Origin of the sequence: Limosilactobacillus ingluviei str. Autruche 4 (genome assembly GCF_000312405.1) — a bacterium.
Lineage (GTDB): Bacteria > Bacillota > Bacilli > Lactobacillales > Lactobacillaceae > Limosilactobacillus > Limosilactobacillus ingluviei.
Genome location: NZ_HE997173.1, coordinates 427,701 through 442,968 on the forward strand (window position 1 = coordinate 427,701; position 15,268 = coordinate 442,968).

Below are 15,268 nucleotides of genomic sequence, written 5' to 3' on the forward strand. Positions count from 1 at the left end.
CTTACCTTCCTTTATGATTCCTGTTGTTGCAAAAATTGGGCTAGCGCGACGGTTTGCCGAGCGACCTTGTCAATTCGGTGCTTTGTCGCGTCTTCAATAATTTCTGTTCGGTAAATCTCACGGGCTTCAACAAAAGCGCAATTACTGATTACTTCGGCTTTCATCGCCGTCAGCACCGGTTTTAGTTGGTATTCGGCAGCCAAAAAGAAGCGCGGTGATCCCGCGTTGACTACCGTCCCAATCACTTTACCCCGAAAGCCATCTTCCGGTAATAAGTCAAAGACATTTTTTAGCGCCCCTGGAATTGACCCTTGAAAAATGGGTGTCCCCACAATGATTGCATCAGCCGCTGCCAACGTGGTTGCGACTTGGTAGGTATCACCATCATACTCATGGAAATCACGTCCATCGCTAGCTTGAAGCTGATAATCGCGTAAATCTAACATTTTAAAGTTAACTTCTGTCCCGTAGGTCCGGCCAATTTCTTTTTCGACTTCGCGCATGGTGGTGATTGTTTGGGACCCCGCGACCGAACCTGATAAACCTACGACCTTTAACATTTCTTCCTTATTCTCTCCTCTTTTATTGCTAGTACTGCCGGTGTTCACCGGCTTTAACCCGGTCCCAGTCGGCACTGATATTTTCAACGACCCGGGCTAATAGTTGGGTTAACTGTTGACTTTCGGTTGGCGAAAGCCCTTGGCGGGCAATTTGTTCCGAGTATGCGTTTTCCCGTTGGATAAACACCGCTTGTTGCGCCCCCAGTTCAGTAACATAGAGATGCTTTACTTTTTGGTTGTCTGGAGCAGTTTGCCGATCCACCAAGCCACATTGGACAAGCTTGGCGATGGCCCGGGAAACCGTTGCCCGATCAACTTTTAACATTTTTGACAATTGTTCGGCAATAATACCAGGGTGCTCGGCAATTCGGACCAAGTAAAGGTACTGCCCCCGGGCCAACTGGTGCTGTTTGAATTCCACGTTTGCAATGGAATCCAGCGCTCTGGCAATCGTTCCAATCTGTCGTACAATGGTTGCCATCTCATCCCCCCTTCAGTACTAGTTTACCGCAAATAGTTGCATTTGCAACAAAAATCAAAAAAGTTCCTTTAGTAATAAGTCATCACATTGTTCGTGGTCCCCCATCCAAAAGCAATGAGTGCTGACCGGCTGAAAGCCGTACCGCGCGTAAAAATGCTGGGCCCGCTCATTTTTTTGCCATACTCCCAACCAAATTTGGTTAAAATGGTGCGTCCGAGCGTACGTAAGCGCAAAATCCATCAAATGGTGGCCCAACCCCTGCCCCCAAACGGCTGGCAAGAGGTAAATGCGCTGAATTTCAATGGCCCCCGGAAAATTCGGTTCAGTTTGGGTTGGACCCCAGTTTAGCTTCAGGTAACCAAGCGGTTGGCCGTTTCCTTCTAAGAAAAACGTGGCGGAGGTTGGCGCAGTTACTTCGGCTTGTAAAGTCGGCAACTGGTAATTATTGACGACGTACTCGGTAATGCTGCGGACATCGTTATAGGGAGCGAAAGTTGCCGTAAAGCTTTCGGCAGCAATAGCTTGGAGTGTTGTGAGATCAGTATGGCTGGCAGTGACGGGCCGGATGGTAATTTGGGTTGTTGCTAAAATTTGCCAGGTTGACGTTACTGTTGGGGTTTGGGTCGTGGTATTCATACGAAGCCCTCCGTTTCCATTATTTATTAAACCGTTTTCATACCTTTATTTTAGCAACCTTACGCAAGCGATTCAATTACAAAAATCATACACAATTATAGCATAATTAATCGCTGGTTGTGTCGAAACGTCGCTAATTCGTATAATCATTCAATTGATTGAAAAGAACGGCGGCATTTTTTTGAACTGCCCTGAAAACATGATAGAATGAACGAAAACCCATGAAAGAAGTGATAAGATGGAAGCTGATCGCTATCGGAAATTAATCCAGCAAGAATTAGCGGCCCTGCCCGATTACGTAATGGCTTACTACCGGGGGACCAATTTGGCGATGACAACCACTTACCAATATTTAACCGAATTCCGCCGCTTTTTTAATTGGCTGCGTGCCAACCAGATCAGTCATGCGACGGATAATCAACGGATTGCGACCACTGAGTTGGCCCATTTGCGTCGGGAAGACATCATGCTATACATTGATGATTTAAAGCATACCAAGAACGCCCAAGGACGCGCCAATTCGGCAACTTCAATCAACCGTTCTTTAAATGCGCTACGGTCCCTATTTAAGTTTCTGACGATCACGGCTGACAATAATGATGGGGAACCGTATTTTGAGCGGAACGTAATGCTAAAAATTCCGTCGCTCAATAGTACGCAGACCTTAAATTACCGGGCCCACGCGTTAGCTTCGCATATGTATCGGGGCGAGTTAAAGTTTGATTTTTTGACCTTTATTGCCCAGGAATATCCCCAAAAATGTGATAAACGCGCACAAGCTTCCTTTATGATTAATCAAGAACGCGACCTGGCGATTATTGCTTTAATTTTGGGAACGGGAATTCGCGTGTCGGAAGCGGCCAACGTTAACTTAGCGGACCTAAACTGGCAACAAAAAATGCTGGATGTCACCCGGAAAGGGGGGCAAAAGGACAGTATTCCGATCGCACCGTGGGTAATGCCCTACTTAACCCAATATCAACAAATCCGGGCAGCACGCTACCACGCGCTTAAAAAGGACGTGGCCTTCTTTTTAACGAATTATCATGGCGAGACCCGCCGGATCAGTGCCAACTCAATTGAACGCTTGGTTAAAAAATATTCGACTGCGTTTGGCCGCCCGTTAACGCCCCATAAGCTGCGCCATACCTTGGCGTCGGAATTATATGAAGTTACCAAGGATCAAGTTTTAGTTGCACAACAATTAGGTCAAAAAGGCACGTCAGCCACCGATTTGTATACCCACGTTGATCAGTCTGTGCAAAAAGCGGCCTTGGCTAAAATCAGTAAACCAGAGGAAGAAGGATAATATGTGTACTGCAATTACTTATCAGGATCGCCAAGATAACGCTTATTTTGGGCGGACCATGGATTTCCCCCTCAAAGCCACCCCTTGGCGCTTAACTTACGTCCCGGCCGGTTTTGCATGGCAAGTTCGGCCTAGTGAACAATTTCTTACCAGCAAATATGCGGTATTGGGCGGGATGCGCCTGGCCGATGGGCACTACCTGATTGGGGATGGGGTTAACGAGGCCGGGTTAGCGTGTGCCGAATTGTACTTTCCGGGCCAAGTTCAGTATTATGAAACGCCCCAATTTTACCGGTTGAACCTGACCCCCCAAGATGTAATTACCTGGCTGCTCACCCAACACCAATCAGTAGCTGAAGTGGCAGACAATTTGGACCGGCTGGCGATTATTGCCCAGCAATGGTACGATCATGATATTATCCATCCCTTCCATTGGATTTTAAGTGATGATACTGGTACCTATTTAATTGAACCTACCAATGAGCAATTAAGCCTTAAAAAGGCGCCCCTGGGCATTTTAACCAATGCGCCTGCAATCGAACAACATCAAGCCAAGTTGACGCACCTCGTGGGGGGCGAACCAACTAAGGAACGCTTGGCAGCTTTTCCTAAACGTCTGCCGGTTACCCGGACGCCTTCAAACCGCTACTTACGAACAGCGTTAACTTTAGCTAAACAACCGCTGCCTGATCACCGGGATGGGATTTTATTAGGCCGGAAAATTCTCGAACGAGTTCAAACGGAGCCACTGGAAGGGCATGACGACTATACCCACTATATTGGGGTGATTGACCGAACCCACCTCACCTATGATTTTAACGATCTTGAATTTGAGCATCATCACCGGGCCTCGCTTCGTCATCTAATGAAGAAGTATCACAAACCGGTGACCTTTCACTAATTAAGGTAAACAACGATCTGGTCGTTAGCGGATCGTTGTTTTTTTTAGCTGTTTAAGTTTACATAATAATGTAAAGGTAAAATTAATATGACTTACCGCCCCGCTATTGTCCCACAAAATTGGTCGGGTAACTAAATTCGCGTTCAGCTGCAGCTAGCTGACCAACTCCCCGACTAGTCAAATGAAAATGCAGCTGAGCGTAAAATCAGAATAGGGCCACCTTTTGACGCCGGTAATGACAATTAACTCACTTACGAAGTGTTATTTCTATAAAATAACACTTCGTAATCCCTATTAAATCAAGGCTTGATTTGGCGCCAAAATCATGATGTGTTATTATTGTAAATATCGATAAAATAACACTATCAAAAAGGGGGCGATTTTACCCATGAAACAACTCGTTTTACCGATCAAAAGTGAAGAAGTCCTCGCGCAAGTCCAAGATACCCTGCTCCATAATTTTAAGGCCGGCCAGCGCAACTATACGATTTTTCAAGTTGGCAAAGCGACCCTCTTACGGGTCAGTGACGTTTTACGGCTCAAGCAAGCGGATGTTTTTGACGACTACGGGGCCATTCGCGAACGGGCCTACATTACTGACAAAAAAACTGGCAAACAAAATACCCTGTATTTAAAACCAGTTATGAATGACCTGGTCATTTACCAGCAATGGTTGAAGCGACAACGCTTAGAAAACCAAACGCCGTGGTTGTTTCCTTCGACCACCCGCCCGCAAAAGCATATTGATGAACGCCAGTTTTACCAAATTATGGCCAAGGTTGGGCGCTTGTTGGATCTAAATTACTTAGGGACCCATACCATGCGCAAAACCGGTGCTTACCGGGTGTACGTCCAATCTAATTACAACATTGGTTTGGTAATGCAATTATTGAATCATTCCAGCGAAGCCATGACGTTAGCTTACCTCGGCTTAGACCAAGTCAGTCGAGAACATATGCTAGATAAGATCGATTTTGGATAACACTCCGGAAATTATGTAAACACAAAATCGTTAAAACTCCTATCGTTTTTTGAACAACGAACATTTTGTGTGCTTTTAAGTTTAAAGTTGGTTTTAACCGCTGGATTGGGTTATAATTGTAAAAAATCACTTGGAGGGAACCCCAAATGAAGAACATTTATTTTAATCACGATGGAAACGTTGATGATTTAATTTCCTTATTGTTGTTACTACAAGCCCCTGATGTCAAACTATTAGGGGTCGGGGTTGTTGATGCCGACGGCTATTTAGAACCGGCGGTCGAAGCTTCTCGGAAAATCATTGATCGGTTTAACCGCCGGGGCGACTAATTAAGCGTTGCCAAGTCAGTTGCCCGGGCGCATCATCAATTCCCAAAGGAGTGGCGCTTAAGTTCGTTTGCCTTTAACCACTTCCCCATCTTAAATGAACCCGGCGTCATTAGAACGCCAGAGGCCCCATTGCCAGCCCACTTAGACATGATTGAAAAAATTCAGGCGGCAGATGGTCCAGTGACTTTAATCATGACGGGGCCAATTTCTGATTTAGCCTTGGCCCTAGATGCTGATCCATCAATCGAAACCAAAATTGAGAAACTCTACTGGATGGGCGGCTCACTGGATGGACATGGGAATGTGTTGGAACCCGGCTTTGATGGAACCGCCGAATGGAATGCCTTTTGGGATCCTGAAGCGGTAGCCCGGGTTTGGCAATCAAAATTGGATATTCAAATGGTCGGTTTAGAAAGTACCGAAGAAATCCCCCTTACGCAAGAATTACAAATGTACTGGGCGTCTCGCCGGCAAGAACCTGCCTTTGACTTAATCGGCCAAGGTTATTCTTTGGTCTTGTCTTACGAAGCCAACTCGGTTTACTATCTTTGGGATGTGTTGACGACGTTATCAGCGCTCAAACCAGAATTGGTAGAAACGGAAAAGACCGCTTCGATTGCGCGAGTTGACGGCCCAGCCGCTGGGCGGACCGAACGTGATCCCCAAGGGACGCCGATGACGTTGGTGACGAAGGCGGATAAGGAAGCATTCTTCCACTTCTTTGATGAATTGGCGGCTAGTGCAGTGCTTAAATAACGGCCTTAAAATTATGTAAAGTTAATAAAAAAGCAACGGTCCGCTGTTTCTAAAAGCTCGCTCATTCCGAACGAGTAGTTCACGTTGGACCGTTGCTTTTTAGTAATTAGTTGACATAATTTTGAGATCGTTAATCGCGCTTGAAGAAGCGGCCAAACAACCCCATTTTCTTGGTTCGGTGATGAGCAAGTTCCGCCAAAATTTGATCATACTTTTCTTGACGTTTAGCTTCTTCAGTGGCACGACGGGCCGCTTCGGCCTCCTGGAGAGCGATCAACCGGGTCACCGCATCCTGTTGATGCTCGGCTTTATGAGCTTGTTGATAATAGTTTCTGACTAAGGGTTCGCCAATGAATTGGTCAAATTTATCAATGTCGAGAATCATCCCGATATCATTTTGCACAATCCCAATCCCCATTTCCCGGGGCAACATATTGAAGTAATTATCGAGGGTTTCATTGTTATTTTGGTACAGGTTGGATTTTAAATCGTTGAAAATCGCTTTTGAGATGGTCATCCTCAGCCGTAAAATAGACATTCTTAAAGTTGTTTTCTGCTAATAACATCCGCCAAATGGTTTTATTTTGGTCTTGTTTATAATCATACCGCTTGGCCAACAAGGGAACTAAGCGATGATTTAACCCATATTGTGCCAATAAGTCGCTCAGGATTTCTTTGGTTAAACTCAGATAATCCTTGATTAATTTACTCTCGTCTTCCCCGGAGAGGTTGTTTAAACGTTGATTTAGTCGATAGACAACGGTTTTGTATAGATGGTCATTGACGTTGTTAACCAAAATCCGGTAATCGATGGTTTGTTCATCTTCTGGTAACCAACCAGATTCAAACGATAAGTAATAAACCCGCTTGGTAATCTCTTCTAAATTATTGATCCCTTTATTGGAGGCGTTGTGATTCATAGCAAAAATATTGACGTTATGAATGTCTTCGAGGGTATTGGACCATTGCTTAATCGCATTGGTCGCGACCTTTGAGTGGAGGAAATTCTCGTAGAGTTCATCAATCACCTTGGGCGAAATAAAACGTTGTGATTTTAAATAGTGATCCAAAAAGGCAACTGCCCGATCACTGCGGGCGCTAGTGGAGTTATTGATTTCCGAATACTGAACGCTAGCTGAGATATCACCAGTGAAAGGCTTGAAGTAGTCGTGAACCAATAAGGTCTTGCCCGTGGTCCCCCGCCCAATCAGCACCATTGATAGTGGTACTTGGTCCGCTGACCGACTAAAGTTGGATTCGCGATAGATTTGACGAATTTTCTAAATTAGCGGCGCCGTCATCAAGTATAGAAAGGCTGAGAGGGCCTGCAAACTTTCATCGCGAACCTTATTCGTGTGAAAGCTTTCAATAATGTTGACGAAGTTCTCCAAATCTGCGCGTCTTAACGGGCTAGCCTGCAATGGTTCATACCGATCAGTAACAGGATTTTGCACCAATACCTGCCCCTCTGTTTCATCATAAGTCCACATCGGGACCGGGTAGAGTTCATTTTCGGGGATTACCCGGTGTTCATCTTGGGTAAAGGCTTGGTAATATAAGACTTTCGCGTTTGCCTGCGCGGCAGCTTGATCACGTTTTTTGTTTCCCTTTGCCGTATAGACGGCTTGAACCGCCTTTACCCACTGGGGGGCCACCACTTTTTCGCGTTGTTGTTGGTCGGTAATCGCCGCAATTTCTTCTTTTTGTAAAGTGATCGCCGTGGTCGTTTCTTGAGCGACATGGTCCGTTAAGATCGCGGTGATTTCTTGCCGGGATTTTCCTTTTATTTGCTGAATCAGCTTCCGGTTCACGTAATCGGTACTATCAACTTCAAAGTTCTGTTTAAACAGGGCTAGATGGGCTTGATAAATAGCTTGGTCTTGGGGAACCGCTTTTTCGCCCCGGTAGCACCACACTAATTCATAATTTTGAGTCATGGCTTGCTTGGTTAAGTTCATCGAGCCGTTAAAAATAATGAACTGCGTCTCATTTTCCAGCAAGAAATATTTACTGTGAAACAAGGCTTGTTTGGTAGACTTTAACTGCAAACTGCCCGCTTCAATTCGTTGTAAGAACGTATCACTGGCATTCACCAGTTCCTCGACCCGCCGCGGGACATTGAAGATTTGCTCCATTTTTTGGCCGGTTTGCCGATCCTCCATCCCTAAAATCAACTTGACCTGTTGAAAGCGCGGCAATAATTCTTGCTCGATGACCTTAAATGAGCCCACAAATGAAACGCCGCGAAAACTGACGAAGCCCTCAGTTAATTTCCAAAAATCCGGTTTGGTTAGCATTTGCTGATTTTTTAAATCGTAGATCCTTAACATATTCGAACCTCGTTTCACTATTTAGTTGCCATGGACGTGGTTTTGCCAATTCCGGTACTGAGAAAGATACGAATCATCAACCGGCCGGTGATTGGCAAGATAAAAGTCTCGATTTTGCCGCATAATATACCCAATTAAAGCATTTTTATCATTAATTGGCAATTGCTCCCGCGGCTGCTTAACTGTCAAAACCCGCACTTGGGTGGGCCGGGTTAAATGATAGTCCAGTTGCCGATGTTCAAAGTGTCCTTTTTCGTATCTAGCGACGCGCGCTTTAAAGGTCACCAGGCTGCAACTCTCCTAAACTTAAAAAGTTTTTACCATAATTTAGCCACAGGTGATCAGTCATGAATTGGTCTTCACACCACAAATCGACCAATAAAAGTGTTGGTTGATAAATGGGGTGACTCTGACTATGATAGGTATTTTTAAAGCCAGTGCGTTTAAAAGTACCCGTAAATTGATAACGTTGCTGACTGCCTAACTGGCGTAACTTGGTCCGCATGCCTAAGTCCTCCTTTCTATCGTCCCTCTCTTTGCGAATGTAATATCATCAAATTCACATTTAGTAAAAATATTTTCGTTTAAAATCGAAAAAAAACAGGATAACGATGAATTGTTCTCCTGCAAGAATTTTATGACCACCATAGTTTGACCAGTGCTTGCGTCCCTTCCTCGCCCAAGCCGCGTTGATCAACTAAGGCTTCGTATAATTGTTCAGCCGCCTGCGTGCTAGGCAGATTAAGCTGTTGGCGTTGAGCTTCATCGAGGGCGATCCGCAAGTCTTTTAAGAAATGCTTCGCGAAGAAACCGGGGGTATAATCACCCTTTAAAATCCGGGGGCCGTAACTTTGCAGGCTAAAGTTAGCGGCCGCGCCGCCTTGTAAAGTCGTCATGACTTGCTTTAGATCTAGTCCCGTAGCACGGGCATAGACCAAGGCTTCGGTCAAACCGGTCATCGTACCGGCAACCATAATCTGATTCGCCATTTTCGCGTGTTGACCAGCCCCAAAGCCGCCAAAGTGATTAATTTCCTTACTGAAATGACGCAAAAGCGGGGTCACGGCGGTTAAAGTCTGTGCATCCCCACCGACCATAACGGTTAAGGTCCCGGCCTTTGCTCCGATATCCCCGCCTGAGACAGGAGCATCCAGGACGGCAATCTCTTTTTCGCGGGCTTGTTCCCCAATTTGTTGCGCCAAGCTGGGGCGACTGGTCGTCATATCAACCAAGATTTGTCCGGGACGGGCATGGGCTAATAAACCAGCTGGCCCCAAGTACACAGCTTCGACATCCTGGGGAAAGCCCACCATGGTGAAAACCACATCGACTTTATCGACCAAAGCTGCGGGGGAGGCCGCCCAGCTAGCTCCATTGGCCAAGACCGCTTTGGCATGGGCTGGCGTACGGTTAAAAACCGTTACTTGCTCCCCGGCGCGAAGTAGATTATTAATAATTCCGGTGCCCATAACGCCGGTTCCAATAAAGCCAATTCTCATGAAAGCCACCTCTTTTCTACATTAATTATACGCAAATTATACGCAGAAATTACAATTGTGCCAAAGCCTGCTTTAAATCGGCAATCAAATCAGCTTCATCCTCTAAACCAACCGATAGACGAATCAATTCATCCTTAATCCCATTAGCCAGCCGGGTTGCGCGAGGGATCGCCCCATGGGTCATAACGGCTGGTACTTCAATCAGACTTTCAATCCCGCCCAAACTTTCCGCGAGGGTAATGACTTGTAGGCTTTCAACAAAACGTTTAGCACTCAAACCCGGCTGTAATTCAAAGGAGACCATGGCCCCAAAACCGCGCATTTGTTGAGTGGCAACAGCGTGCCCAGCAAAATCAGGCAAGCCCGGGTACAAAACCCGCGCAATACGGTCATCATGAGTGAGAAAATCAACCACCGCGGCGGCATTTTCTTGGTGAACGCGCATCCGGGCCCCGAGGGTCTTGATCCCCCGTTGCAAGAGCCAAGCATCATCCGGCCCCAAGACTGCACCAATGGAATTTTGCAAAAAGGCCAGTTGGTCAGCTAACGCGGGATCATTGGTGACCGCAATCCCAGCCACGACATCAGAGTGGCCCCCTAAATATTTGGTTGCCGAATGGACGACAATGTCGGCACCAAGTTGCAAGGGATTTTGGTTGTACGGGGTCGCAAAGGTATTATCGACAATCGTTTTTAACCCATGCCGTTTGGCCAATTGTGCTAACGCGGCGATATCCGCAATTTGTAAGAGCGGATTAGTTGGGGTCTCTAGGTAAATCGCCACGGTATTGGGTTGGATCGCTGCTTCAACTGCCGCTAATTGTCGCATGTCGACAACCGTAAACTCCAGGCCAAAGCGTTTTAATAATTTGTTGATCAAACGGAAGGTTCCACCGTAAACATCGGACCCGACGATCAGATGGTCTCCCGCAGAGTAAAGCGAAAAGACCGTATGAATAGCGGCAGACCCGGAAGCAAAGGCAAAGCCGGCGCTGCCGCCTTCAATTTCGGCCATTAATTGTTCCAAGGCCGCCCGGGTCGGATTACCAGTACGGGCGTATTCCCACTTGGGGTGACCGCCTAATTCGGTCTGCCGGAAGGTTGAAGACCGATAGATGGGAGTTGAAACAGCGCCAGTTGCGGGATCTTCGCTTAAACGACTATGAATTAAACGCGTGTTGAATTTCATGGTAAGACGTCCTTTCTTAATCAGCTCAAATTAAAGTGCTTCCTTACGGAGGTACAAAAAAAGCGCCAACGGAATTTCCGTTCGCGCCAATTAAGTTCCCGAAATTTGCTTAGCTCAAAATTCCGGTTCCCCAATCGGCAAACCGGTCACAACAACGCTTGGCATTGCGAGCTAAGATAACCATGCAAATTTCCTCCGTTTAATTAGTTGATCACAGTTTACCGGCTGGCGGTCAGCTTGTCAATCTTTTTTACTGATTTTTTGTTAGCTAACCTTTTAAACAATTTTTTGTCTGATGTATAATAATCACTATTCTAATGGAATTACGGAGGAAATGAAGATGCTCTACAATGCAGCCCTGGTTCTCGAAGGTGGTGCCATGCGCGGTCAGTATTCCGCTGGGGTTACCGACGCCTTTTTAAAGCACGGGATTGAATTTCGCAGTGTGATTGGCGTTTCCGCAGGGGCCCTGTGCGGGGCCCAATTTGTGGCAAAACAATACGGGCGGATGATTCACGTTAATACTACTTATCGTCATGATCCCAATTATATTTCCTTACGCCGGGCGCTAAAACGCCAACCGGTGCTCAACTTGGACTTTTTATTTGAAGACCATGGTTGGGATTGGCACAATTTTGATGAACGTGCCTACCGGCGGTCGGTCTCCCATTTTACCATTGTGGCGACAGCCCTGGCCACTGGTACCGCGGTGACCTTCACTGACCCGGTGGGTGAAGAACTTGAAGTTGCTTTGAAAGCTTCCAGCTCGATGCCCTTTTTTACCACCCCGCAAATGACCGCCCAAGGCTTGTGTCTCGATGGGGGCTTGGCAAACTCGATTCCCTTTAACATTGCTCAACAACAAGGCTATGATAAAATCGTGGTGGTGCGGACCCGACCAAGTGATTATCGCAAGAAGCCAAGTGGCAAGCTAGTTGCCCAGATGTTTAAGCATACCTTTGCTGACTACCCGGCCTTTGTGAAAACCGCCTTGGCGCGCCCAACAATGTACAATGAGCAAGTGGCAAAGTTAAATGCACTCACCGCTGCTGGTCAGATCTTTTGTCTGGCCCCTGAACAAGCCGTAAAGGTCGGGCGCTTGGAAGGCAATACCAAAAAATTGACGCAGCTGTACCAGCAGGGCTTGGCCCAAGCAGAAGCGACCCTCCCGGCTCTTTTGGCGTACTTAACTAGGTAAACCATTTGACCTCTTTGGTGGCCTTTTGTACAATTTGGTTTGGAATGATTAATAAGTGAGGTCAAAATTATGAAACGTGTGGCAATTGTGGGGGCAGCTCGGACCCCGATTGGCAAATTGGGTGGGGCCTTAGCAACCCTTTCGGCCGTTGAACTTGGGACCATCGCCATTCAAGCGGCTTTGCAGCGCGCCCAAGTCGCCGTCAACCAAGTAAATGAAGTTTACATGGGGATGGCAATTCAAGCGGGCCAAGGCCAGAATCCGGCGCGGCAAGCGGCCATGCACGCCGGGCTACCTGAATCCGTCCCGGCAATGACTGTCAATGTCTTGTGTGGCTCGGGAATGCAGGCCATTTCCTTAGCTGCTAAGCAAATTCGGCTGGGCGATGCGCAAGTGATGGTTGCCGGGGGAATGGAAAGTATGTCCAATGCCCCTTATTTACTACCCAACGGCCGCTTTGGCTACCGTTATGGCAACGGTGAACTATTGGACAGTTTAACCCAGGATGGGTTGACTGATGCTTTTTATCACTACCCGATGGGGATGACCGCTGAAAACCTATTGGCTAAGTACCCAGTATCGCGGCACGACCTCGATGCGTTTGCTTTAGCCAGTCAAGAAAAGGCCCGGGCCGCCCAACAAGCCCAGCGGTTTGCTGATGAAATTGTGCCAGTGACGGTGCCGACCAAACATGGCGAGGTGACCGTTGCCGCTGACGAAGCAATTCGTGACACCTCCATGGCGGCATTGGCTAAGCTGCCCCCGGTCTTCAAAAAGGATGGTGACGTCACCGCCGGAAATTCATCGGGGCTCAACGATGGGGCCGCAGCTGTCGTCTTGATGGATGCCGACTTAGCCCAAGCAACGGGGGCGCCGATTCTGGGCTATTGGCTGGACGGTAACCTGGTCGGGGTTGATCCGGCCATCATGGGGATTGGTCCCCTGCAAGCTTCCCAACAATTAATGGCCAAGCATGCGTTAACCGTGGCTGATTTTGATCTGGTCGAATTAAACGAAGCGTTTGCGGCGCAATCAGTTGTCACGATTCGTGAATTAGGCCTCGATGAAACCAAAGTCAACGTTAATGGGGGCGCAATTGCCCTTGGCCACCCGCTCGGTGATTCGGGGGCGCGCATTATTGTGACGCTCTTGTATGAAATGCAAAAGCAAAACAGTCACCGGGGGTTAGCTGCCCTGTGCATTGGTGGCGGCATGGGGGCTGCGACCATTATTGAACGCAACTAAAAAGCCGGTTTTCCACGTTGGATGGAAAACCGGCTTTTGTGATTGGCTGGAAATTAGTTAGTAAAATTAAAGAGATCGGTTGACAGGTAGCGGTCACCACCGTCTGGCGCTACTGTGATCACTTTTTTTCCGGCCCCTAACTGCTTAGCAAGTTCAATCGCACCGTGAATATTGGCCCCTGCCGAAATCCCTGGTAAGAAGCCTTCCTGGTGGGCAACTTGTTGCGCCGTCGCAATGGCGTCATCACTAGCGACTTCAATTACGCCGTCGTAAACTTCTTGGTCTAAGGTTGCTGGAATAAAGCCCGCGGAGATCCCTTGAATCTTGTGCTTGCCCGCCTGCCCTTCTTTAAGGAGGGGGGATTCAGCTGGTTCGAGCGCGTAAACCTTTGCGTTCGGGTTGGCCGCTTTCAAAGCTTTGCCGACCCCGGTCAAGGTACCACCAGTTCCGACCCCGGCAACGAAGGCATCCGGGAGCTGCTCGGTCCCAAAGGCATTGATAATTTCTTGCCCCGTGGTGGCTTCGTGAATTGCGGGGTTAGCTGGGTTTTCAAACTGCATCGGCATGAAGTAGCCCTTGGTTTGGACCAGTTCTTCCGCTTTCGCAATGGACCCCTTCATCCCGTCAGCCCCAGGCGTCAGGATTAATTCCGCCCCGTAGCCTTGCATCAGCTTGCGGCGTTCCACACTCATCGTTTCGGGCATCACAATTACCAGGTGGTAACCCTTAGCGGCTGCGACCATGGCCAGGCCGATCCCGGTATTCCCAGACGTTGGTTCGACAATCGTGCCGCCGGGTTGCAATTGGCCAGCTTTTTCAGCTTGTTCAATCATCGCCAACGCAATCCGGTCCTTAACGGAACCGGCGGGATTGAAGAATTCCAACTTGACGTAAACATCCGCGGCCCCCGCCGGAACCACCCGGTTTAACTTGACGATTGGGGTTTGGCCAATTAGTTCTGTTACAGAGTTATAAAGCTTGGTCATGGTAAATCCTCCTTGTGAGCTGCTGCTTTATGCTGTGCGATTTGCGTTACCCAATTATTAAAGAAGTGCCGTTGGGTCGTTTCCCATTTAAACTGGGGAGCTTGCATGGTTAATGGATCAGCAAAGTAATGTTGCGGCTGGCGATACTCCCGTTCTGGGTGCGCGGTTATTTCGCGTTGGTATTCGGCCAAGAGGGCCTCGCGTTCATACTCTAAATGCGCGTACAAAAACAACTGTTGGGCCCTAGGATTTGAGACCAACATCAACCGGTGGTCCACCGATTCCGCATTTAATTGCAAGGCGGGGTGAGCCAGAATTTGGCGCCGGTTCATTTCGGCATAACGCGCGTGTGGCGCCCAGAATGTCGGTGGCAGTCCCGTTAAGACCGGGTGAGATTGATAAATTTGGTTGGCATAGACCCCAAAGTACTTCTGCGGCAAGGCGACCTTGTCAATCCCATACAAGTGATGCAAAGCCGCCATCGCGCCCCAACAAACGTAAAGTTGGGGCAGTGAATGCGCAACCAGCTGGTCGATTAACGTTTGTAATTCCGCCCAATAATCAACCTGGCAAAACGCCAAGTGCTCAATCGGTGCCCCGGTAATGATAAAGCCGTCCAACTTTGCCAATTCAATTTCACTTAACGGCGCGGCCAGGGCTTGCACACTAACCGGCACGGCGCGCTGACGGTAGTGCGAAACCGGGTAGAAAAATTCGGTTTGCACAGCAATGTTGGCCTGCTGTAAGACATACTCAAACCGGGACCGCGTAGCCGCGCGATCGTGCATTAAGTTTAAAATCCCAATTCGTAATGGTGGGTAAGCCACCCGCGGCACCTCCTTTTGGTTAGCTCTTATTGTAACTGAT

General features: G+C 47.9%; 17 protein-coding genes and 1 pseudogene. 6 read left to right on the top strand and 12 right to left on the bottom strand.

What is annotated here, in order from left to right:
- Positions 1–11: 11 nt before the first annotated feature.
- Genes BN54_RS02145 through BN54_RS02155 form a run of 3 tightly spaced genes read right to left on the bottom strand, consistent with a single transcriptional unit; the run spans position 12 to position 1,677 of the window.
- Positions 12–560: an NADPH-dependent FMN reductase gene (locus BN54_RS02145; RefSeq protein WP_019205490.1), complete on the bottom strand. Its 549-nt coding sequence runs from the start codon at positions 558–560 to the stop codon at positions 12–14.
- Positions 561–588: 28 nt separating this feature from the next.
- Positions 589–1,041, bottom strand: coding sequence for a MarR family winged helix-turn-helix transcriptional regulator (locus BN54_RS02150; protein ID WP_019205491.1), 453 nt, complete (start codon positions 1,039–1,041; stop codon positions 589–591).
- 54 nt (positions 1,042–1,095) lie between these two features.
- Positions 1,096–1,677 carry a GNAT family N-acetyltransferase gene (locus tag BN54_RS02155; RefSeq protein ID WP_019205492.1) on the bottom strand — a complete coding sequence of 194 codons (582 nt, stop codon included), beginning with the start codon at positions 1,675–1,677 and terminating at the stop codon, positions 1,096–1,098.
- A gap of 238 nt (positions 1,678–1,915) precedes the next feature.
- On the opposite strand from BN54_RS02155, the gene xerS reads away from it, so the two are divergent.
- From xerS to BN54_RS02175, 4 genes and pseudogenes are all read left to right on the top strand, one after another.
- Entirely contained in the window at positions 1,916–2,986 is a 1,071-nt protein-coding gene (gene xerS / locus BN54_RS02160) for a tyrosine recombinase XerS (protein ID WP_019205493.1), read from the top strand.
- Position 2,987: 1 nt separating this feature from the next.
- Positions 2,988–3,887: a linear amide C-N hydrolase gene (locus BN54_RS02165; RefSeq protein ID WP_019205494.1), complete on the top strand. Its 900-nt coding sequence runs from the start codon at positions 2,988–2,990 to the stop codon at positions 3,885–3,887.
- Between the two features lie 388 nt (positions 3,888–4,275).
- Complete coding sequence (locus BN54_RS02170; RefSeq protein ID WP_019205495.1) at positions 4,276–4,869, top strand: site-specific integrase; 594 nt, start codon at positions 4,276–4,278, stop codon at positions 4,867–4,869.
- Positions 4,870–5,015: 146 nt separating this feature from the next.
- Positions 5,016–5,954, top strand: a pseudogene (locus tag BN54_RS02175) (nucleoside hydrolase).
- Positions 5,955–6,084: 130 nt separating this feature from the next.
- Here BN54_RS02175 and BN54_RS10160 read toward each other — a convergent pair.
- The 7 genes from BN54_RS10160 to BN54_RS02195 all read right to left on the bottom strand — a co-directional run bounded on the left by BN54_RS10160 (position 6,085) and on the right by BN54_RS02195 (position 10,972).
- Positions 6,085–6,471 carry a hypothetical protein gene (locus tag BN54_RS10160; RefSeq protein ID WP_051014592.1) on the bottom strand — a complete coding sequence of 129 codons (387 nt, stop codon included), beginning with the start codon at positions 6,469–6,471 and terminating at the stop codon, positions 6,085–6,087.
- Complete coding sequence (locus BN54_RS10165; protein ID WP_051014593.1) at positions 6,416–7,171, bottom strand: Aq_aa27 family P-loop NTPase; 756 nt, start codon at positions 7,169–7,171, stop codon at positions 6,416–6,418. The genes BN54_RS10160 and BN54_RS10165 overlap by 56 nt, the downstream gene beginning before the upstream one ends.
- Before the next feature lie 63 nt (positions 7,172–7,234).
- Entirely contained in the window at positions 7,235–8,284 is a 1,050-nt protein-coding gene (locus BN54_RS10170; protein WP_051014594.1) for a phospholipase D family protein, read from the bottom strand.
- A 21-nt stretch (positions 8,285–8,305) separates the two neighbouring features.
- Positions 8,306–8,569, bottom strand: a complete 264-nt coding sequence (locus BN54_RS09775) for a hypothetical protein (protein ID WP_051014595.1) — start codon at positions 8,567–8,569, stop codon at positions 8,306–8,308.
- Positions 8,559–8,789 (bottom strand): hypothetical protein, encoded by a 231-nt coding sequence (locus tag BN54_RS09780; protein WP_051014596.1) that lies wholly within the window; start codon positions 8,787–8,789, stop codon positions 8,559–8,561. The genes BN54_RS09775 and BN54_RS09780 overlap by 11 nt, the downstream gene beginning before the upstream one ends.
- Positions 8,790–8,919: 130 nt before the next feature.
- Entirely contained in the window at positions 8,920–9,783 is an 864-nt protein-coding gene (locus tag BN54_RS02190) for an NAD(P)-dependent oxidoreductase (protein WP_019205498.1), read from the bottom strand.
- A 49-nt stretch (positions 9,784–9,832) separates the two neighbouring features.
- On the bottom strand, positions 9,833–10,972 hold the full coding sequence (locus BN54_RS02195) for a trans-sulfuration enzyme family protein (RefSeq protein WP_019205499.1): 1,140 nt from the start codon (positions 10,970–10,972) through the stop codon (positions 9,833–9,835).
- A gap of 340 nt (positions 10,973–11,312) precedes the next feature.
- Between BN54_RS02195 and BN54_RS02200 the strand changes: the two genes are divergently transcribed.
- Positions 11,313–12,170 (top strand): patatin-like phospholipase family protein, encoded by an 858-nt coding sequence (locus tag BN54_RS02200; RefSeq protein ID WP_019205500.1) that lies wholly within the window; start codon positions 11,313–11,315, stop codon positions 12,168–12,170.
- A 69-nt stretch (positions 12,171–12,239) separates the two neighbouring features.
- Entirely contained in the window at positions 12,240–13,415 is a 1,176-nt protein-coding gene (locus tag BN54_RS02205) for a thiolase family protein (protein ID WP_019205501.1), read from the top strand.
- 53 nt (positions 13,416–13,468) lie between these two features.
- On the opposite strand, the gene cysK is transcribed toward BN54_RS02205, so the two are convergent.
- A complete protein-coding gene (gene cysK / locus BN54_RS02210; RefSeq protein ID WP_019205502.1) occupies positions 13,469–14,401 on the bottom strand; it encodes a cysteine synthase A in 933 nt (310 codons plus the stop codon).
- Positions 14,398–15,258, bottom strand: coding sequence for a homoserine O-acetyltransferase/O-succinyltransferase family protein (locus tag BN54_RS02215; RefSeq protein WP_268869339.1), 861 nt, complete (start codon positions 15,256–15,258; stop codon positions 14,398–14,400). Before BN54_RS02215 ends, cysK begins: the two co-directional genes overlap by 4 nt.
- Positions 15,259–15,268 lie beyond the last annotated feature (10 nt).